Below are 16,429 nucleotides of genomic sequence, written 5' to 3'. Positions count from 1 at the left end.
CGGCGTCCTCGGCGGCCATCTGGGCGGCGTAGGGGGTCGACTTACGCGACCCCTTGAACCCCATCATCCCGGCCGACGACCAGGAGATGGTGTTCCCCTGCGCAGCGGTGATCGTGATCATGGTGTTGTTGAACGAGGCGTTCACGTGCGCCACGCCCGAGGTGATGTTCTTGCGTTCGCGACGTTTAACGCGCGCCGGTTCCTTGGCCATCGACTAGCTTTCTTACTTCTTCTTGCCGGCGATCGGCTTGGCCGGGCCCTTGCGGGTCCGAGCGTTCGTGTGGGTGCGCTGGCCGCGGACCGGCAGGCCCTTACGGTGACGCAGGCCGCGATAGCAGGCCAGGTCCATCAGACGCTTGATGCTGACCGCCGTCTCGCGACGAAGGTCGCCCTCGACGATATAGTCGCGGTCGATGGTCTCACGGATTTGCAGGACCTCGGCGTCCGACAGTTGGTTCACGCGCCGCGCGGGCTCGAGTCCGACCTTCTGAACGATCTCGGCGGCCTTGGCCTGGCCGATGCCGTGGATGTACTGCAGCGCGATCACGACGCGCTTGTTCGTAGGAATGTTGACGCCTGCGATGCGGGCCACTGGGGTAATCTCCTGGTCACGCAGAGATGCGCGAACGGCGCCCGGCTCAACAGGATGAGCCGCACGTCCTTCGCGCCCTTTCGCGGAAGCGCCCCGTTATATGGATCGTTGCGTTTCCGTCAATGGCGGAATGGCACATTTCTGGCCATCCCGTTGGGCGAAGGTGAAGACTCCGGGACTTTCCGGGGTCTTCGGGGTGGCGCCGTGGGGTCCCGCGCTAGGGGCGCGGGGCCGTCATGGCGCCGTCGATGGCCTGGGCCACCGACTCGATCGATCCCATGCCGTCCACTTCCACCAGCTTGTTCTGGTCCTGGTAGTAGGGCAGCAGGGGGGCGGTCTGGTCGTTATAGGCCCCAAGGCGAACCTTGAAGCTCTCGGGATTGTCGTCGGGGCGGGCGGTCTCGGCGTAGCGGCCGGCGATCCGGTCCATCAGAGCCTGGTCGTCAACCTTGAGTCGGATGACCAAGTCAATCTTGGCGCCCCGGCCTTCGAGCATGGCGTCCAGCGCCTTAGCCTGGGCCAGGGTCCGCGGAAAGCCGTCGAAGATGGCGCCGCCGGCCTTCTCGGCCTCGGGCAGGCGCTCTTCGATCATGGCGATGACGATCTCGTCGGACACGAGGTCGCCCCGCTGCAGGATTCCCTCGACCTGTTTGCCGAGATCAGAACCTGAAGCGATGGCGGCCCGCAGCATGTCGCCGGTGGAGAGCTGGACCATGCCCTTCTCCGCCACCAGCCGCTTGGCCTGAGTCCCCTTCCCCGCCGCCGGCGGGCCGAACAGAATCAAATTCATTTCAAATACCCTCCCCCGCCGGCCGGAAATGGCGCGGCGTATAGCGAGCGATCCCCGTTCAGGATCGCCCGCGGCCGCCCCGCAGCTTCGACTTCTTGATGAGGCCTTCGTACTGGTGGGCGAGCAAATGAGATTGGATCTGGGTCACGGTGTCCATGGTGACCGTCACCACGATGAGGATCGACGTGCCCCCGAGATAGAAGGGCGCGTTGTAGAAACCGATCAGCGCCTCGGGCAGCAGACAGACAATGGTGATGTAGGCCGCCCCGATCACCGTCAGGCGGGTGAGGACATAGTCCAGGTACTCCGCCGTCCTCCGGCCCGGCCGGATCCCCGGCAGGAAGCCCCCGTACTTGCGAAGGTTCTCCGCCGTATCGTCCGGATTGAACACGATCGAGGTGTAGAAGAAGCAGAAGAAGACGATCAGGGCGCCGTACAGCAGCATGAACAGCGGCTGGCCGTGCTGCAGCGCGCCCACCGTGCCCGGCAGCCACTGGGCCCAGGGCGGCAGGTCGGCCGTCGCCAGGAAGCCCATCACCGTGGTCGGCAGGAGCAGCAGGCTCGAGGCGAAGATCGGCGGAATGACGCCGGCGGTGTTGATCTTCAGCGGCAGGAAGGAGGTGTCGCCGCCGACCATGCGGTTGCCCTGCTGGCGCTTGGGATACTGGACCAGCAGGCGGCGCTGCGAGCGCTCCATGAAGACGATGGCGATGACCACGGCGATGGCGATGGCCATGATCAGCAGCATGCCGACGCCCGACAGGGCCCCGGTGCGGGTCATGGAGAACATCTGCCAGATGCCCCGCGGCAGGACCGCGACGATGCCGGCGAAGATGATCAGCGAGATGCCGTTGCCAACCCCGCGGCTGGTGATCTGCTCGCCCAGCCACATGAGGAAGAGCGTGCCGCCGGTCAGGGTGACCACGGTGGAGACGATGAAGAAGGGTCCGGGGCTCTGGACCAGCCCCTGGCTGGCCGACAGCCCCATGGCGATGCCGAAGGACTGGAACACGGCCAGCACGACGGTCAGATAGCGGGTGTACTGGTTGAGCGTCTTGCGCCCGGCCTCGCCGCCCTCTTTCCGCAGCTTCTCCCAGGGCGGATAGACCGCGCCGAGCAGCTGAACGATGATCGAGGCCGAGATGTAGGGCATCACGTTCAGGGCGAAGATCGCCATACGTTCCACGGCGCCGCCGGAAAACATGTTGAACATGCCCAGAATGCCGCTGGCCTGGCCCTCGAAGGCCTGGGCGAAGGCGATCGGGTCGATGCCCGGGATCGGAATATAGGTCCCCAGGCGATAGACGATCATCGCCAGAAGGGTGAACCCGATCCGCTTGTGCAGCTCCGTCGCCTTCTGGAAGGCGCCGAAGTTGAGATTGGCTGCGAGTTGTTCGGCGGCCGAAGCCATTTAGATCCCCGCGTCTAAGAACCGGTCACACATAGGGGAGGCCCGGGCGCATGTCATCCGGCCAGGGCCGGTGATGCGATGAAAGCGCCCTGCCCGGCCCGTCGTCGCCATCACAGATGACGACGATGGCGGGCCAGGACAAGGGCGCCCTGGACGCCCGTGGGCCTAGCCTTCGGCGGCTTCGGCCTGCGGACGCGTGGTGGTCACCGAGCCGCCCGCCTTTTCCACCGCGGCGATGGCCGAGGCGGAGGCGGAATAGACGGTGATGTCGATCTTGGACTTGATCTCGCCCTTGCCGAGGAGACGGACGCCGTCCTTCTCGCGACGCAGGACGCCGGCGGCCACCAGGGCCTTGGCGTCGATGGCGGTCTTGGCGTCCAGCTTGCCGGCCGCGATGGCCTGCTCCAGGCGCCACAGGTTCACCTCGGCGAAGTCCTTCGCGCGGTGAACATTGAAGCCGCGCTTGGGCATGCGCATGTGCAGCGGCATCTGGCCGCCTTCGAAGCCGGCGATGGAGACGCCGGTCCGGGACTTCTGGCCCTTGACGCCGCGGCCGCCGGTCTTGCCCTTGCCCGAACCCGGGCCGCGACCCACGCGCATACGGCCCTTTACGGAGCCTTCGCGGGGGGAAAGTTCATTAAGCTTGGTCATGTGCGCCTCTCCAGCGAGATCTATCGCCGGGGCCTTCGCCCCGACTCGGCTTGAAAAAGAAGACCCCGCCAGGCGGGGTCAGGATCGGGGTGGAAGGCCTAGCCCTCCACCACCTCAACCATGTGCTGAACCTTGCGGATCATGCCCCGGATCGACGGGGTGTCGTCCAGGGTGGCGATCCGGCCCACGCGGTTCAGGCCCAGGCCCACCAGGGTGGCGCGCTGGTCCTTGGCCCGGCGGATCGGGCTCGCCTTTTGACGAACAGTGATCTTGGCCATGTCGCTTATCCTTCGACGTCGGCGGCGACAGTGGACTCGGCCGAGGCGCCGTCGGAACGGCGGCCGATGACATCACTGACCTTCTTGCCACGCTTGGCCGCCACCTGGCGGGGCGAAGCCTGGGCCTTGAGGGCCTCGAAGGTGGCGCGCACCATGTTGTAGGGGTTGGACGAACCGACCGACTTGCCGACCACGTCCTGGACGCCCAGGGTTTCCAGAACCGCGCGCATCGGGCCGCCAGCGATCACGCCGGTGCCGGGAGGCGCCGCGCGGACCATGACCTTGCCCGCGCCCCAACGGCCGTTGCCGTCGTGGTGCAGGGTGCGGCTTTCGCGCAGCGGCACACGGATCATCGACTTCTTGGCCTCTTCGGTGGCCTTGCGGATGGCCTCAGGCACTTCACGCGCCTTGCCATGACCAAAGCCGACCCGGCCCTTCTGATCGCCCACCACCATCAGGGCGGCGAAGGAGAACCGACGGCCCCCCTTAACGGTCGCCGCGACGCGGTTGATGTGCACCAGCTTTTCGACGATGTCGCTGTCGGCGCGGTCGTCCGCGGGGTTACCGCGATTGCGGTCCCGGCGATCACCGCCGCCGCGTTCGTTTCCACGAGCCATTCGCTTACCCCTAGAAGTTCAAGCCGGCTTCACGCGCGGCATCGGCCAGCGCCTTGATCCGGCCGTGAAAAATGTAGCCGCCGCGATCGAAGACGACGTCCTTGACGCCCTTTTCGATGGCGCGCTGGGCGACCAGGGCGCCGACGCGAGCCGCGGCGTCCTTGTCGGAGCCCTTGGCCGGCTTGTCGCCTTCCAGCGACGACGCCGCAGCCAGGGTCACGCCGCGTTCATCGTCGATGACCTGGGCATAGATGTTCTTGTCCGAACGGAAGACCGACAGACGCGGGCGACCGTTGGAGAGAGCGCGGAGGCGCCGGCGATTCCGCTCGGCGCGGCGCTTGGAGGTGTCACGAGGAGAGAGCGCCATGGCTTACTTCTTCTTGCCTTCCTTGCGCCGGACCTTTTCGCCGGCGTAGCGGACACCCTTGCCCTTGTAGGGCTCCGGCGGACGGATACGGCGAATACGGGCGGCGGTCTCGCCGACCAGCTGCTTGTCGATGCCGCTGATCTTCACTTCGGTCTGCTTCGGCGTGGCGAAGGTAACGCCGGCCGGAGCCTCGATTTCCACGTCGTGGCTGAAGCCCAGTTGCATGGACAGCATCTGGCCCTTCATCGCGGCGCGATAGCCCACCCCGACCAGCTCGAGCGTGCGCTCATAGCCGTCGGTGACGCCGGTGACCATATTGGCCACCAGGGTGCGGGACAGACCCCACATGGACTGGGCGCGGGTGGTCTCCACCTTCTTGGCGAGAACCAGTTCGCCGTCTTCCTGGCGGATTTCGATCTCTTCGGCCACCGTCCAGGAAAGCTCCCCCTTGGGGCCCTTCACCTTGACCGTCTGACCGGCGATCGTCACCTGCACGCCGTTCGGGACGGGAACCGTCTTCTTTCCGATACGCGACATATCAGTAGACCCTGCAGAGCACTTCACCACCCACATTAGCGTCGCGGGCGGCGGTGTCGGACATGACGCCCTTGGGCGTCGACAGGATCGAGATCCCGAGGCCGTTCTTGATCGGCTTCAGGTCCTTGATCGACGAATAGACGCGGCGGCCCGGCTTGGACACGCGACGGATCTCAACGATCACCGGCGCGCCGTCGAAGTACTTGAGTTCGATCTCGAACTCCGGGAAGGCGCCTGGCTTCTGCACCAGCTGGTAGCCGCGGATGTAGCCTTCCTCGGCCAGCACGTCGAGGACGCGCGCGCGCATCTTCGAGGCCGGTGTGGAGACCTTGCTGCGGCCACGCATGGCGGCGTTCTTGATGCGGGCGATCAGATCGCCGATGGGGTCGTTCACCATTGGACCCTCCTACCAGCTCGACTTAACGAGGCCGGGGATCTGCCCCGACGAGCCCAGATCGCGAAGCGCGATACGGCTCATCCTCAGCTTGCGATAATAGCCGCGCGGGCGGCCGGTGACGTCGCAACGGTTGCGAATCCGCACCTTGGACGAGTTCCGGGGCAGTTCGGCGAGCTTGAGCCGAGCCTCGAAACGCTCCTCCAGGGGCAGGCTTTCGTCATTGGCGATCGCCTTCAGCGCGGCGCGCTTTTCGGCGTATTGCTTGACGAGGGCCTTGACCCTCTCGTTGCGGTTGACTGCGCTTTTCTTGGCCATGTCTTCTATCCTCTCCCGTTCCTAAGCGTTGAACGGGAACTGGAATTCCCGGAGAAGCTGACGGGCTTCGTCGTCGGTTTTCGCAGTCGTACAGACAATGATGTCCATGCCCCAGATCTGATCGATCTGGTCATAGTTGATCTCGGGGAACACCAGGTGCTCCTTCAGGCCCATGGCGTAGTTGCCATAGCCGTCGAACGAGGTCGGCTTCAGGCCGCGGAAATCCTTCACCCGCGGAAGGGCGATGGTCACGAGGCGGTCGAGGAACTCGTACATCCGGTCCTTGCGCAGGGTCACCTTGGCCCCGATCACCATGTTCTCGCGCAGCTTGAAGCCGGCGATGGACTGGCGGGCGCGGGTGGGCGCGGGCTTCTGACCGGCGATCTTGGTCAGGTCGGTGATCGCCGACTGGATCTTCTTGCTGTCGGCCACCGCTTCGCCGACGCCCATGTTCAGGACGATCTTGTCCAGCTTGGGGATCTGCATCTCGTTGGTGTAGCCGAACTGTTCCTTCATCGCTGCGCGGATGCGCTGGCGATACTCGGTTTTCAGCCGGGGTTCGTAAGCCTGATCAGCCATTGATAACCTCGCCGGTCGTCTTGGCGACGCGAACCTTCTTATCGCCATCCACCTTGAAGCCGACGCGGGTCGGCTTGCCGTTGGAGTCGATGATGGCCACGTTCGAGACGTGAAGCGGCGCTTCCTTGTTCTTGATCCCGCCCTGGGGATCGCCCTGCGTCGGGCGGGTGTGACGCTGAACCATGTTCAGGCCTTCCACCACGACGCGTTCCTCTTTCGGCATCACGCGGACGACGGAGCCCTGACGGCCCTTGTCCTTGCCGGTCAGGACGACGACGCGGTCGCCCTTCTTGATCTTCGCGGCCATCACAGCACCTCAGGAGCGAGCGAGATGATCTTCATGTGGTTCTTGGCGCGCAGTTCACGGGGAACCGGGCCGAAGATCCGCGTGCCGATCGGCTCGCTTTGCTTGTTCACGATCACCGCGGCGTTCTTGTCGAAGCGGATGACCGAACCGTCCTTGCGCTTGATGGCCGAAGAGGTGCGGACCACGATGGCCTGCAGCACGTCGCCCTTCTTCACGCGCCCGCGGGGAATGGCTTCCTTCACGGAGACGACGATCTTGTCGCCAACGCCGGCATAGCGCCGTCCGGCGCCGCCCAGCACCTTGATGCACATCACACGACGCGCGCCGGAATTGTCGGCGACTTCGAGGTTAGTCTGCATCTGGATCATCGGATGAGACCCTTTCTCACGTCGTTGACTGGGCGGTCTGCTTGGGCAGAGCCTCCCAGGTCTTAAGCTTCGACTTCGGCGCACACTCGATGATGCGTGCGCGTTCGCCCGTCTTGTACACATTGCCCTCGTCGTGCGCGTGATAGCGCTTCGAGCGACGGACAATCTTCTTCAGCACCGGGTGCAGGATGGTGCGCTCGACTTTTACGACAATGGTCTTGTCGCCCTTGTCGGAGACGACCACGCCTTCAAGAATTCGTTTCGGCATCAATGGTCTCCTTAGGCCGAGGCCTGCTTGCCGCGCAGGATGGTCTTCAGCCGGGCGATATCCTTGCGGATCTCGTTGACTCGGTGGGTCTTCTCCACCTGGCCGGTCGCCGCCTGGAAGCGCAGGTTGAACTGCTCCTTCTTAAGGTTCAGCAGCGAGTCGGCGATCTGGTCGGGGGTCATCCCCCGGACGTCGGCAGCTTTCATCACGCGTGCTCCGCGATAGGATCGATGCGGGTGACGATGCGGGTCTTCACCGGCAGCTTGGCTGCGCCGAGGCGCAGGGCTTCACGGGCGATATCGTCCGGCACGCCGTCGATTTCGAACATGATGCGGCCGGGGTGAACGCGCGCGGCCCAGTACTCGACCGAACCCTTGCCCTTACCCATCCGCACTTCGGCCGGCTTGTCGGTGACCGGCAGGTCCGGGAAGATCCGGATCCAGACGCGGCCCTGACGCTTCATCTGGCGGGTGATCGCCCGACGCGCCGCTTCGATCTGGCGCGCGGTGACGCGTTCCGGCTCGAGGGACTTCAGGCCGTACGAGCCGAAGTTCAGCGTGAAACCGCCCTTGGCCGCACCATGGATGCGCCCTTTGAACTGCTTCCGAAACTTGGTCTTCTTAGGAGACAGCATGACTACTAATCCTTACGCGCCAGCCTGGTCGCGGCGGTCGCGGCGCGGGCCACGATCACCACGATCACCACGGCCACCGCCCTCGCCGGCCGGACCGGACTCGGTGGCCAGGCGCTTATCCAGAGCCATGGGGTCGTGCTCGAGCACTTCGCCTTTGAACACCCAGACCTTCACGCCAATGATGCCGTAGGTGGTCTTGGCTTCGGCGAAACCGTAGTCGATGTCCGCACGCAGGGTGTGAAGCGGCACGCGACCTTCGCGATACCATTCCATCCGCGCGATTTCCGCGCCGCCGAGACGGCCCGAAACGTTGATGCGGACGCCCTTGGCGCCCAGGCGCATGGCCGACTGCATCGAGCGCTTCATGGCGCGGCGGAAGGCGATCCGGCGCTCGAGCTGCTGGGCGATGTTCTCGGCCACCAGCTGGGCGTCGGTTTCCGGCTTGCGGATTTCGACGATGTTCAGGTGAACGTCGCCATCGGTCAGGGCCGACAGGTCCTTGCGGAGCTTGTCGATATCGGCGCCCTTCTTGCCGATGATCACGCCAGGACGCGCCGCATAGATGGTGATGCGGCACTTCTTGTGCGGACGCTCGATGATGATCCGCGAAACGCCGGCCTGGCCGATACGCTTCTTCAGTTCCTTGCGGATCTTCAGGTCTTCATGCAGCAGACGCCCATAGTCACGGCCGTCGGCGAACCAGCGGCTGTCCCAGGTGCGGTTGATGCCGAGGCGAAGCCCGACCGGATTGATTTTCTGGCCCATCAGGCAGCCTCACCAAGTTCGCGGACCACGATGGTGATCTCGGAGAAGGGCTTCTCGACCCGCGAGGCGCGGCCACGCGCACGGGCATGGAAGCGCTTCATCACCAGGTTCTTGCCCACGAAGGCCTCGGCGACGACCAGGGTGTCGATGTCGAGGTTGTGGTTGTTCTCGGCGTTGGAAACGGCCGAATACAGCGCCTTGCGGACATCGCGAGCGATGCGCTTGTGGCTGAATTCGAGCTCGTTCAGCGCCTGCTGGACCTTGAGGCCACGGATCGACTGGGCCACCAGGTTCAGCTTCTGAGGGCTGATCCGCAGGGTCCGCACCTTGGCCATGGCCTCGACGGACGCCAGGCGGCGCGCTTTCGCTTGCTTGGCCATGACTACTTCCTCTTGGCCTTCTTGTCGGCCGCGTGACCCGGGAAATACCGGGTGGGAGCGAACTCGCCGAACTTCATGCCGACCATCTCTTCAGAGACCAGGACCGGCACATGCTTGTGGCCGTTGTGGACGCCGAAGGTCAGGCCGACGAACTGCGGCATGATGGTGGAGCGACGCGACCAGGTCTTGATCGTGTCCTTGCGGCCGGAGCTTTGAGCGGCTTCGGCCTTCTTGAGCAGGTATCCGTCGACGAACGGACCTTTCCAGACGGAGCGGGTCATGACTTAGCGGGCCTTCCGAGCATGGCGCGAACGGATGATGAACTTGTCCGTCGTCTTGTTGGTACGGGTCTTGCGCCCCTTGGTCGGCTTGCCCCACGGCGTCACAGGGTGACGACCGCCGGAGGTCCGGCCTTCACCACCGCCGTGCGGGTGGTCGATCGGGTTCATGGCGACGCCGCGGACGTGCGGACGACGACCCTTGTGACGCGAGCGGCCAGCCTTGCCGAGGACCTCGTTCATATGGTCCTGGTTCGAGACGGCGCCGACCGTGGCCATGCAGCTATCCTGGACCATGCGCAGCTCGCCCGAGTTCAGGCGGATCTGGGCGTAGCCGGCGTCGCGGCCGACCAGCTGGGCGTAGGCGCCGGCCGAACGGGCCACCTGCCCGCCCTTCAGCGGCTTCAGCTCGATATTGTGGATGATCGTGCCGATGGGCATGGCGCGAAGGGGCATGGCGTTGCCCGGCTTCACGTCGGCCTTCTCGGCGGCGATCACCTCATCGCCGGCCTTCAGGCGCTGCGGGGCCAGGATGTAGGCCAGCTCGCCGTCGGCATACTTCACCAGGGCGATGAAGGCGGTGCGGTTGGGGTCGTATTCGAGACGCTCGACCACGCCGACCACGTCGAACTTGCGACGCTTGAAGTCCACCTTGCGGTACAGGCGCTTGGCGCCGCCGCCGCGGAAGCGGACCGCGATACGGCCACCGCCGCCACGACCGCCGGACTTGGTCAGACCCTCGACGAGGGACTTCTCAGGGCGGCCCTTGTGGAGCTCGGACTTGTCGACCAGCACCAGGCCGCGACGGCCAGGCGAAGTCGGGTTGAATTGTTTCAAGGCCATCGGATCAGAGCCCCGTCGTAATGTCGATCGACTGGCCTTCGGCCAGCGTCACGATGGCTTTCTTGACGTCGGAACGACGACCGGTGATGCCGCGGAAACGCTTGGTCTTACCCTTGACGTTCAGGGTGTTGACCTTGGTCACATTGACCTTGAAGAGCGATTCAACGGCGGCGGCGATCTCGTCCTTCGACGCATCGGCGGCGACCCGGAAGACGACCTTGTTCTGCTCCGAGAGCAGGGTCGCCTTTTCGGTGATCACCGGAGCGAGGACGGTGTCGTAGTGGCGGGCGGTCGGCTCAGCCATCACGCAGCTTCCTTCTCAGCAAAACGCGCATTGATCGCGTCCACCGCATCCTTGGTCAGGACCAGGGTGTGGCGACGCAGCACGTCGTAGACGTTCAGGCCGGCGTTCGGCAGCACGTCCACATTGGGGATGTTGCGGGCGGCCAGGCGGAAGTTGCCGTCAACCTCGGGGCCGGCGATGACCAGAGCATTGGTCAGGCCGAGCTTGGCGAAGTTGGCGCGCAGACCGGCCGTCTTGGCCTCGGACAGGACCACGGAGTCCAGCACCACCAGGGCGCCGGCCTTGGCCTTAGAGGACAGGGCGTGGCGCAGGGCCATCGTCCGGATCTTCTTGGGCAGGTCGAAGGCGTGGCTGCGGACCACGGGACCGTGGGCCTTGGCGCCGCCGACGAACTGGGCCGCCCGGCGCGAGCCGTGACGGGCGCCGCCGGTGCCCTTCTGCTTGTACATCTTCTTGCCAGTGCGAGAGACCTCGTTACGCACCTGGATCTTGTGCGTGCCGGCGCGACGCTTGGCGAGCTGCCAGGTCACGACCCGCTGGAGGATGTCGCCGCGGATGTCTTCGATGCCGAAGATGGCGTCGGACAGGTCGATCGAACCGCCCTTGCCGCCGTCGAGCTTAATGACGTCGAGCTTCATTATTCCTGGCCCTCGGCAGCCGGCGCTTCAGCCGGAGCTTCTTCCGCGACAGGCGCGGACGCCTGTTCGCCGGACTTGCGAACGCCGCCCGGCTTGGGGGCGTCGGCCGGCAGAGCGGACTTCACCGCGTCGCGGATCTTGACAAAGGAGCCCTCAGAACCGGGGACCGCGCCCTTGACCATGATCAGGTTCCGCTCGGCGTCGACCCGCCAGACGGTCAGGTTCAGGGTGGTGACGGTCTCGACCCCGTAGTGGCCGGCCATCTTCTTGCCCTTGAACGTCTTGCCGGGATCCTGGCGCTGACCCGTCGAGCCGTGGGCCCGGTGGGACACCGACACGCCGTGGGTGGCGCGCATGCCGCCGAAGTTCCAGCGCTTCATGGCGCCGGCGAACCCCTTACCGATGGTGGTCCCCGTCACATCGACCTTCTGGCCGGGGACGAAGTGCTCGGCGCTCATCTCAGCGCCCACATCGATCAGGTTGTCTTCAGACACACGGAATTCACCGAGCGTGCGCTTGGGTTCCACTTCACCCTTGGCGAAGTGGCCGCGCAGGGCCTTGGTGGTGTTCTTGGCCTTCTTGAAGCCCGCCCCGAGCTGAAGGGCGACATAGCCGTCCTTCTCCTGGGTGCGGTGCGCCACGACCTGACAGCCTTCAAGGCTCAGGACGGTGACGGGAACATGGACGCCGCTTTCATCGAAAAAGCGCGCCATGCCCAGCTTCTTGGCGATCACGCCGGTACGCATCGGCTGGTCCCCTTAGAGCTTGATCTCGACGTCCACGCCAGCGGACAGGTCGAGCTTCATGAGCGCGTCCACGGTCTGCGGGGTGGGGTCGACGATATCCAGCACGCGCTTGTGGGTGCGGATCTCGAACTGCTCGCGCGACTTCTTGTCGACGTGCGGCGAGCGGTTGACGGTGAATTTCTCGATGAGCGTGGGCAGGGGGATCGGCCCCCTGACGGTGGCGCCCGTGCGCTTGGCCGTGTTCACGATCTCGCGGGTGGAATGATCCAGCACGCGATGATCGAAGGCCTTGAGCCGGATGCGGATGTTCTGACGATCCATATCGCTCGTGTTTCCCAAAGGGCTCCCAAAAGGGCGGCGCCCGCGTGCTTCAGACCATTTCAAAGACCAACCCGACGTCATCCCCGAGGAGATGGGTCGGACACGCTAGTCCGCAAAAACGAAAGTGGTCCAGGCGGACATCCGCGAGGACCTGCTCCCCGACCGCGATTTTCCTTTGATGGAAAGCCATAGGTCGGTTCGTTCCGCGGGCCGCGTCTGCACCGAAGTGCACTGCCGGTCCAACAGAGCGGCGGGTATTACGGCAGCGACTCGGAAAGGTCAAGCGGGCAAGGGCCGCGAAAGCATTTCGTCCACCACCTCGCCCGCGGGCCGGGTCCGCGGGGGTGATCAGAAAGGCTGAAAGGCGGCCGCGATTAATTCGAAGTCATCTTCGACCGCAACCCTTGCGACGGCGCGGGCGCGCAAATAGATGCCCCCTCCCCGACCGGCCGAAGACGCCGGCGGTTCGTCAAACAAGGGGATACCCACCTATGAAACTCCATCTGTTCGTCACCGCCGCGCTTGCGGCGGCCGCCGTTTCCGCGCCCGCCTTCGCCGCCGAGCCCGTTGGCTCGGTGGGCCTGTCGGCCGCCCACACCAACATCGACATCGGCCCGATCGACGCCGAGGGCGACAGCTACGCGCTCGACGGCTCGGTCGCCCTGCCGACCGCCTCCAACTGGACCGTGACCCTGGGCGCCGCGGTGGTCTCCACCGACGATGGCCTGAACGACGACACCGTCGCGTCGGGCGACCTGGCCCTGACCTATGCCGGCTCCGACTGGCGCGCCGGCGGCTTTGTCGGCGCCGGCGAGACCGGCGGCGAGACCCTCTGGGCCGTCGGCGGCGTGGCCCAGAAGCACCTCGGCGACGTGACGCTGGTCGGCACGGCCGGTTACGGTAAGGTCGATGGCATCGACGCCGACCTGTGGGGCGCGCGCGGCGACGTGCGCTACTTCGTCAGCGACACCTTCCGCATCAACGGCGGCGTGGGCGTGGCGCGGATCGACGGCTCGGGCGGCGACGCCGACCTGTGGACCATCGGCGCGGGCGGCGAATACCAGTTCGCCGGGACCAACTGGAGCGTCTTCGGCGGCTACGACCGCACCGAGGCCAATGACCTGGACCTGACCGCCGACACCGTGAAGATCGGCGTGCGGTTCGGCTTTGGCGGCGACCTTCGGGCCCGCGACCGCTCCGGCGCCGACCTGGCCGGCGCCCAGGCGCTGTTCGGCGGCCTGCAGTAGACGGCTCGCCGGAACCGCCGCCCTGGCGTTCGATTCAGGACAAGGCGGTTCCGGCGAAATCGTTCAGGTTGAGTTGTCGCGTTTCTGACAACGCCGCGCCCTGTTCCTCCCCCGGTCAGGCGGCGTCGTAAAAGAAGCCCCGGAGCCGAATGCTCCGGGGCTTCACGCTATCTGGACCCCAGGGTGGCGGAACTCCTGCCGGGCGGCGCCCTTGGAGGGACAGCGCCGACCGGAGGCGGGCAAACCCGCGCCCGGCCCGCTCGTGAACGACGACCACACGAGCCGGCCGGGGGAGTTCCGCACGGCGCCACCCTAGGCAGGCGCGGCCGGCGACGTATCCCCTGTTCGGGGGGCCTCGACCTATTCGTCGTCGTCGATCGGGCCGACGATCACCTCGCCCGAGCCGGCGACCTTCCTGCTCACCGAGCCCGACACGCTGGTCACCCGCACGTCGCCGGAGCCGGCGATCCTGGCGCTGACGCTCTCGGCCGGGGCCATGACGACCACGTCGCCCGAGCCGGCGATCGACACGTCCACCGCCCCGACCTTGCCGCCGCGAACCGTCACGTCGCCGGAGCCCATGATGTTGACCGAAACCGGACCGGAGACCGAGGCCGCGTTGACGTCGCCAGATCCGGCGATGCTGACCGACAGGGCGCCGATGGCAGCCGTGGCCACGTCGCCGGAGCCGGCGATGTTGATCGAGGTCTTGCCGGCCTCGCCGACCGTGGTGTCGCCCGAGCCGGCCTGGTTGATGGTCAGCTCGCCGGCGACATTGCCGACCGTCCAGTCGCCGCAGCCGGCGTTGGACAGGGTCAGGCTGCTGGTGCGGCCGATGCTGCCGAACACCGCGCCGCCGCCGGCGACCCTGGCGTCCATCGGAACGCGGACCACCACCTGCGGCAGGGCGTCCCAGCCGAAGGTCTTGCCGCGCACCGAGACGCTGGTCTGGCCGTTGAAGGTGCGGCAGTTGCGGATGGCGCCCCGACTCAGGTCGCCGTCGATGACGGTCTTGTCGCCCTCGGCGCGGACCGTCAGCGGCAGGCCCGTGCTGGTGGTCAGGAACTCGACCTTCACGTCGGCCCGGTCCTCGGGAATGACCACGACGCGGGCGACCGCATCCTTGATCTCCACGGAAGCGGCCTGGGCGGCGGTGGCCCCCAGAAGCGCCGCGGTCGCGACGCCGACTGTCAGAAACGCGCGCATCGGATTGTCTCCCCTCAATGCGTGATGATGGCGGGACGCTAGGCGCGCGGACGGCGCGAGGCAGCTTAATTCGAGGTCATGACAGGGAGGTCATGTGGGTGGCGGTGAGGGGCTAGGAGCTAGGGGCTAGGGGCTAGGGGCTAGGGGCTAGGGGCTAGGGGCTAGGGGCTAGGGGCTAGGCAATCCCCGGCCACGCCGCAGAATCCTTACTAGTCCCTAATCCCTAGTCCCTAGCCCCTATTCTCCGCCCGCAAGCGCGAGCAACAACGCCTCAGACTCATCGTCCGACGGCAGGAAGGCCTCGATGCGCAGGGCCGCCAGCAGCGGCTCGCCAGGCGTGGCGAAGGCGACGGTGGTCGGGATCAGGCCCAGTTCGCGCTGTTGCGAGGCGAAGCGGACCTCGCACAGCGGCTCGGGCGACAGCGCGGGGTCGGCCATCAGCAGGCCGGCGACGTCCGGCAGGGCCAGCAGATCGCTCCAGGCGCCCTGCAGACCAGCGTCGTCCGGCGCGGCCGCCGCCTCGATGGACGCCCGGCGCAACATCGCGCCCGCGAAGGCCGGCCAGTTCATGACGTGGGGGCGCAGTTCGTCGGGGGCCAGGAACAGCCGCATGAGGTTCATCGGCCGGGCCACGCGGCTCTCGCCGAGCATCAGCCGGACCAACCGCTGACCCGCGTCGTTGGCGGCCAGCACGGTCCAGTCCCGGTCGATGACGAAGGCCGGCCAGGGCTCATGCCGGGACAGGATCAAGGTGATCGCCCGCCGCGCCTGGGCCATCGCGGGGGCGGCGAGATCGGTCTCTTTATATACAGGGGCGTCGTTCACCGGCGTTTCTCCAGGCGCAAGACTGGCCCGTTTCGCCCGGCCGGCCAAAGAAAAAGCCCCCCGGCGTTTCCACCGGAGGGCCTGATCCTGGTTTGCGTCCTTCGACACGGCCCTTTGGGCCTGCTCAGGATGACGTACTCAAGTGCACGTCATGGTGAGCAGCGCGAAGCGCGTGTCGAACCACGCAGGGAAGCGCTACTCGACGATCTTGGCCACGACGCCGGCGCCGACCGTGCGGCCGCCTTCGCGGATGGCGAAGCGCAGGCCCTGGTCCATGGCGATCGGGGTGATCAGCTCCACGTCCAGTTCGGCGTTGTCGCCCGGCATGATCATTTCCACGCCTTCCTTCAGCTTGATGATGCCTGTGACGTCGGTCGTGCGGAAGTAGAACTGCGGCCGGTAGTTGGTGAAGAACGGCGTGTGACGGCCACCTTCGTCCTTGGTCAGGATGTAGGCCTCGGCCGTGAACTTGGTGTGCGGCGTGATCGAGCCGGGCTTGCACAGCACCTGGCCGCGCTCGACGTCTTCACGCTTGGTGCCGCGCAGCAGCACGCCGACGTTGTCGCCCGCCTGGCCCTGGTCAAGCAGCTTGCGGAACATTTCCACGCCCGTGCAGACCGTCTTCTGGACCGGACGGATGCCGACGAACTCGACTTCCTCGCCGACCTTGACGATGCCCTTTTCGATCCGGCCCGTGACCACCGTGCCGCGGCCCGAGATCGAGAACACGTCTTCCACCGGCATCAGGAACGGCAGGTCCACCGG

The 16,429-nt window shown here is 66.0% G+C and carries 29 protein-coding genes; 1 reads left to right on the top strand and 28 read right to left on the bottom strand.

Annotated elements, in window-relative coordinates; all coding sequences use genetic code 11:
* The 25 genes from Q7S93_RS17810 to rpsJ form a co-directional block, all read right to left on the bottom strand.
* The coding region (locus Q7S93_RS17810) for a small ribosomal subunit protein uS11 (protein WP_304715952.1) at window positions 1-211 on the bottom strand (211 nt) is incomplete at its 3' end.
* Between the two features lie 12 nt (window positions 212-223).
* Window positions 224-592 (bottom strand): 30S ribosomal protein S13, encoded by a 369-nt coding sequence (rpsM, locus tag Q7S93_RS17805; protein WP_304715951.1) that lies wholly within the window; start codon window positions 590-592, stop codon window positions 224-226.
* 217 nt (window positions 593-809) lie between these two features.
* The gene (locus Q7S93_RS17800; protein ID WP_304715950.1) at window positions 810-1,382 is read right to left on the bottom strand and encodes an adenylate kinase; all 573 of its coding nucleotides are present in this window, start codon (window positions 1,380-1,382) and stop codon (window positions 810-812) included.
* Window positions 1,383-1,440: 58 nt separating this feature from the next.
* Window positions 1,441-2,793 (bottom strand): preprotein translocase subunit SecY, encoded by a 1,353-nt coding sequence (gene secY, locus Q7S93_RS17795; RefSeq protein ID WP_304715949.1) that lies wholly within the window; start codon window positions 2,791-2,793, stop codon window positions 1,441-1,443.
* Between the two features lie 165 nt (window positions 2,794-2,958).
* Entirely contained in the window at window positions 2,959-3,444 is a 486-nt protein-coding gene (gene rplO, locus Q7S93_RS17790) for a 50S ribosomal protein L15 (protein ID WP_304715948.1), read from the bottom strand.
* 98 nt (window positions 3,445-3,542) lie between these two features.
* The gene (gene rpmD, locus Q7S93_RS17785; protein WP_304715947.1) at window positions 3,543-3,722 is read right to left on the bottom strand and encodes a 50S ribosomal protein L30; all 180 of its coding nucleotides are present in this window, start codon (window positions 3,720-3,722) and stop codon (window positions 3,543-3,545) included.
* Between the two features lie 5 nt (window positions 3,723-3,727).
* Window positions 3,728-4,339 (bottom strand): 30S ribosomal protein S5, encoded by a 612-nt coding sequence (gene rpsE, locus Q7S93_RS17780; RefSeq protein WP_304715945.1) that lies wholly within the window; start codon window positions 4,337-4,339, stop codon window positions 3,728-3,730.
* 10 nt (window positions 4,340-4,349) lie between these two features.
* Entirely contained in the window at window positions 4,350-4,706 is a 357-nt protein-coding gene (gene rplR, locus Q7S93_RS17775) for a 50S ribosomal protein L18 (protein ID WP_293319345.1), read from the bottom strand.
* A 3-nt stretch (window positions 4,707-4,709) separates the two neighbouring features.
* Window positions 4,710-5,243 (bottom strand): 50S ribosomal protein L6, encoded by a 534-nt coding sequence (rplF, locus tag Q7S93_RS17770; protein ID WP_304715942.1) that lies wholly within the window; start codon window positions 5,241-5,243, stop codon window positions 4,710-4,712.
* Between the two features lies 1 nt (window position 5,244).
* A complete protein-coding gene (rpsH, locus tag Q7S93_RS17765; protein ID WP_293319349.1) occupies window positions 5,245-5,640 on the bottom strand; it encodes a 30S ribosomal protein S8 in 396 nt (131 codons plus the stop codon).
* Between the two features lie 9 nt (window positions 5,641-5,649).
* Window positions 5,650-5,955 (bottom strand): 30S ribosomal protein S14, encoded by a 306-nt coding sequence (rpsN, locus tag Q7S93_RS17760; protein ID WP_304715941.1) that lies wholly within the window; start codon window positions 5,953-5,955, stop codon window positions 5,650-5,652.
* A gap of 21 nt (window positions 5,956-5,976) precedes the next feature.
* Window positions 5,977-6,534 carry a 50S ribosomal protein L5 gene (rplE, locus tag Q7S93_RS17755; RefSeq protein ID WP_304715940.1) on the bottom strand — a complete coding sequence of 186 codons (558 nt, stop codon included), beginning with the start codon at window positions 6,532-6,534 and terminating at the stop codon, window positions 5,977-5,979.
* On the bottom strand, window positions 6,527-6,841 hold the full coding sequence (rplX, locus tag Q7S93_RS17750; RefSeq protein ID WP_304715939.1) for a 50S ribosomal protein L24: 315 nt from the start codon (window positions 6,839-6,841) through the stop codon (window positions 6,527-6,529). The genes rplE and rplX overlap by 8 nt, the downstream gene beginning before the upstream one ends.
* Window positions 6,841-7,209, bottom strand: coding sequence for a 50S ribosomal protein L14 (gene rplN / locus Q7S93_RS17745; RefSeq protein ID WP_056018090.1), 369 nt, complete (start codon window positions 7,207-7,209; stop codon window positions 6,841-6,843). Before rplN ends, rplX begins: the two co-directional genes overlap by 1 nt.
* A gap of 16 nt (window positions 7,210-7,225) precedes the next feature.
* Window positions 7,226-7,477 (bottom strand): 30S ribosomal protein S17, encoded by a 252-nt coding sequence (rpsQ, locus tag Q7S93_RS17740; protein WP_304715938.1) that lies wholly within the window; start codon window positions 7,475-7,477, stop codon window positions 7,226-7,228.
* Window positions 7,478-7,488: 11 nt separating this feature from the next.
* Window positions 7,489-7,683, bottom strand: a complete 195-nt coding sequence (gene rpmC / locus Q7S93_RS17735) for a 50S ribosomal protein L29 (RefSeq protein ID WP_304715937.1) — start codon at window positions 7,681-7,683, stop codon at window positions 7,489-7,491.
* Window positions 7,683-8,111, bottom strand: coding sequence for a 50S ribosomal protein L16 (gene rplP / locus Q7S93_RS17730; protein WP_293319370.1), 429 nt, complete (start codon window positions 8,109-8,111; stop codon window positions 7,683-7,685). The genes rpmC and rplP overlap by 1 nt, the downstream gene beginning before the upstream one ends.
* Window positions 8,112-8,123: 12 nt before the next feature.
* A complete protein-coding gene (gene rpsC / locus Q7S93_RS17725) occupies window positions 8,124-8,876 on the bottom strand; it encodes a 30S ribosomal protein S3 (RefSeq protein WP_304715936.1) in 753 nt (250 codons plus the stop codon).
* A complete protein-coding gene (rplV, locus tag Q7S93_RS17720) occupies window positions 8,876-9,256 on the bottom strand; it encodes a 50S ribosomal protein L22 (protein WP_304715935.1) in 381 nt (126 codons plus the stop codon). The genes rpsC and rplV overlap by 1 nt, the downstream gene beginning before the upstream one ends.
* A gap of 2 nt (window positions 9,257-9,258) precedes the next feature.
* Window positions 9,259-9,537, bottom strand: coding sequence for a 30S ribosomal protein S19 (gene rpsS / locus Q7S93_RS17715; protein ID WP_296567612.1), 279 nt, complete (start codon window positions 9,535-9,537; stop codon window positions 9,259-9,261).
* 3 nt (window positions 9,538-9,540) lie between these two features.
* Window positions 9,541-10,377 (bottom strand): 50S ribosomal protein L2, encoded by an 837-nt coding sequence (rplB, locus tag Q7S93_RS17710; RefSeq protein ID WP_304715934.1) that lies wholly within the window; start codon window positions 10,375-10,377, stop codon window positions 9,541-9,543.
* Window positions 10,378-10,381: 4 nt separating this feature from the next.
* Window positions 10,382-10,681, bottom strand: a complete 300-nt coding sequence (locus Q7S93_RS17705; RefSeq protein ID WP_304715933.1) for a 50S ribosomal protein L23 — start codon at window positions 10,679-10,681, stop codon at window positions 10,382-10,384.
* Window positions 10,681-11,319, bottom strand: coding sequence for a 50S ribosomal protein L4 (gene rplD / locus Q7S93_RS17700; protein WP_304715932.1), 639 nt, complete (start codon window positions 11,317-11,319; stop codon window positions 10,681-10,683). The genes Q7S93_RS17705 and rplD overlap by 1 nt, the downstream gene beginning before the upstream one ends.
* Complete coding sequence (rplC, locus tag Q7S93_RS17695; RefSeq protein ID WP_304715931.1) at window positions 11,319-12,065, bottom strand: 50S ribosomal protein L3; 747 nt, start codon at window positions 12,063-12,065, stop codon at window positions 11,319-11,321. Before rplC ends, rplD begins: the two co-directional genes overlap by 1 nt.
* 12 nt (window positions 12,066-12,077) lie before the next feature.
* Window positions 12,078-12,386 carry a 30S ribosomal protein S10 gene (gene rpsJ / locus Q7S93_RS17690; protein ID WP_004616952.1) on the bottom strand — a complete coding sequence of 103 codons (309 nt, stop codon included), beginning with the start codon at window positions 12,384-12,386 and terminating at the stop codon, window positions 12,078-12,080.
* A 491-nt stretch (window positions 12,387-12,877) separates the two neighbouring features.
* Between rpsJ and Q7S93_RS17685 the strand changes: the two genes are divergently transcribed.
* Window positions 12,878-13,633: an outer membrane protein gene (locus tag Q7S93_RS17685; protein ID WP_304715928.1), complete on the top strand. Its 756-nt coding sequence runs from the start codon at window positions 12,878-12,880 to the stop codon at window positions 13,631-13,633.
* Between the two features lie 360 nt (window positions 13,634-13,993).
* Here the strand turns inward: Q7S93_RS17685 and Q7S93_RS17680 are convergent, their stop codons facing one another.
* The 3 genes from Q7S93_RS17680 to Q7S93_RS17670 all read right to left on the bottom strand — a co-directional run.
* Window positions 13,994-14,839, bottom strand: coding sequence for a GIN domain-containing protein (locus Q7S93_RS17680; RefSeq protein ID WP_304715926.1), 846 nt, complete (start codon window positions 14,837-14,839; stop codon window positions 13,994-13,996).
* Window positions 14,840-15,076: 237 nt separating this feature from the next.
* Window positions 15,077-15,664 carry an MmyB family transcriptional regulator gene (locus Q7S93_RS17675; RefSeq protein ID WP_304715922.1) on the bottom strand — a complete coding sequence of 196 codons (588 nt, stop codon included), beginning with the start codon at window positions 15,662-15,664 and terminating at the stop codon, window positions 15,077-15,079.
* Between the two features lie 195 nt (window positions 15,665-15,859).
* On the bottom strand, window positions 15,860-16,429 hold a 570-nt coding region (locus Q7S93_RS17670; protein WP_304715920.1), incomplete at its 5' end, for an EF-Tu/IF-2/RF-3 family GTPase.

It is taken from the genome of Phenylobacterium sp. (assembly GCF_030646615.1).
Lineage (GTDB): Bacteria > Pseudomonadota > Alphaproteobacteria > Caulobacterales > Caulobacteraceae > Phenylobacterium.
This window is presented reverse-complemented; position numbering and strand designations above follow the sequence as displayed.

Bases quoted from the DNA above. Each gene is read 5' to 3' on its own strand.
- secY (WP_304715949.1), bottom strand. From the start codon at position 2,793: ATGGCTTCGGCCGCCGAACAACTCGCAGCCAATCTCAACTTCGGCGCC.
- rplC (WP_304715931.1), bottom strand. From the start codon at position 12,065: ATGCGTACCGGCGTGATCGCCAAGAAGCTGGGCATGGCGCGCTTTTTC.
- Q7S93_RS17685 (WP_304715928.1), top strand. From the start codon at position 12,878: ATGAAACTCCATCTGTTCGTCACCGCCGCGCTTGCGGCGGCCGCCGTT.
- rpsH (WP_293319349.1), bottom strand. From the start codon at position 5,640: ATGGTGAACGACCCCATCGGCGATCTGATCGCCCGCATCAAGAACGCC.
- rpsJ (WP_004616952.1), bottom strand. From the start codon at position 12,386: ATGGATCGTCAGAACATCCGCATCCGGCTCAAGGCCTTCGATCATCGC.
- rplP (WP_293319370.1), bottom strand. From the start codon at position 8,111: ATGCTGTCTCCTAAGAAGACCAAGTTTCGGAAGCAGTTCAAAGGGCGC.
- rplE (WP_304715940.1), bottom strand. From the start codon at position 6,534: ATGGCTGATCAGGCTTACGAACCCCGGCTGAAAACCGAGTATCGCCAG.
- rplO (WP_304715948.1), bottom strand. From the start codon at position 3,444: ATGACCAAGCTTAATGAACTTTCCCCCCGCGAAGGCTCCGTAAAGGGC.
- rpsN (WP_304715941.1), bottom strand. From the start codon at position 5,955: ATGGCCAAGAAAAGCGCAGTCAACCGCAACGAGAGGGTCAAGGCCCTC.
- rpsS (WP_296567612.1), bottom strand. From the start codon at position 9,537: ATGACCCGCTCCGTCTGGAAAGGTCCGTTCGTCGACGGATACCTGCTC.
- rplR (WP_293319345.1), bottom strand. From the start codon at position 4,706: ATGGCGCTCTCTCCTCGTGACACCTCCAAGCGCCGCGCCGAGCGGAAT.
- rpmC (WP_304715937.1), bottom strand. From the start codon at position 7,683: ATGAAAGCTGCCGACGTCCGGGGGATGACCCCCGACCAGATCGCCGAC.
- rpsE (WP_304715945.1), bottom strand. From the start codon at position 4,339: ATGGCTCGTGGAAACGAACGCGGCGGCGGTGATCGCCGGGACCGCAAT.
- rpsQ (WP_304715938.1), bottom strand. From the start codon at position 7,477: ATGCCGAAACGAATTCTTGAAGGCGTGGTCGTCTCCGACAAGGGCGAC.
- rpmD (WP_304715947.1), bottom strand. From the start codon at position 3,722: ATGGCCAAGATCACTGTTCGTCAAAAGGCGAGCCCGATCCGCCGGGCC.
- rpsC (WP_304715936.1), bottom strand. From the start codon at position 8,876: ATGGGCCAGAAAATCAATCCGGTCGGGCTTCGCCTCGGCATCAACCGC.
- rplX (WP_304715939.1), bottom strand. From the start codon at position 6,841: ATGGCCGCGAAGATCAAGAAGGGCGACCGCGTCGTCGTCCTGACCGGC.
- rplD (WP_304715932.1), bottom strand. From the start codon at position 11,319: ATGAAGCTCGACGTCATTAAGCTCGACGGCGGCAAGGGCGGTTCGATC.
- rplV (WP_304715935.1), bottom strand. From the start codon at position 9,256: ATGGCCAAGCAAGCGAAAGCGCGCCGCCTGGCGTCCGTCGAGGCCATG.
- Q7S93_RS17680 (WP_304715926.1), bottom strand. From the start codon at position 14,839: ATGCGCGCGTTTCTGACAGTCGGCGTCGCGACCGCGGCGCTTCTGGGG.
- rplB (WP_304715934.1), bottom strand. From the start codon at position 10,377: ATGGCCTTGAAACAATTCAACCCGACTTCGCCTGGCCGTCGCGGCCTG.
- rplN (WP_056018090.1), bottom strand. From the start codon at position 7,209: ATGATCCAGATGCAGACTAACCTCGAAGTCGCCGACAATTCCGGCGCG.
- Q7S93_RS17800 (WP_304715950.1), bottom strand. From the start codon at position 1,382: ATGAATTTGATTCTGTTCGGCCCGCCGGCGGCGGGGAAGGGGACTCAG.
- rplF (WP_304715942.1), bottom strand. From the start codon at position 5,243: ATGTCGCGTATCGGAAAGAAGACGGTTCCCGTCCCGAACGGCGTGCAG.
- Q7S93_RS17705 (WP_304715933.1), bottom strand. From the start codon at position 10,681: ATGGCTGAGCCGACCGCCCGCCACTACGACACCGTCCTCGCTCCGGTG.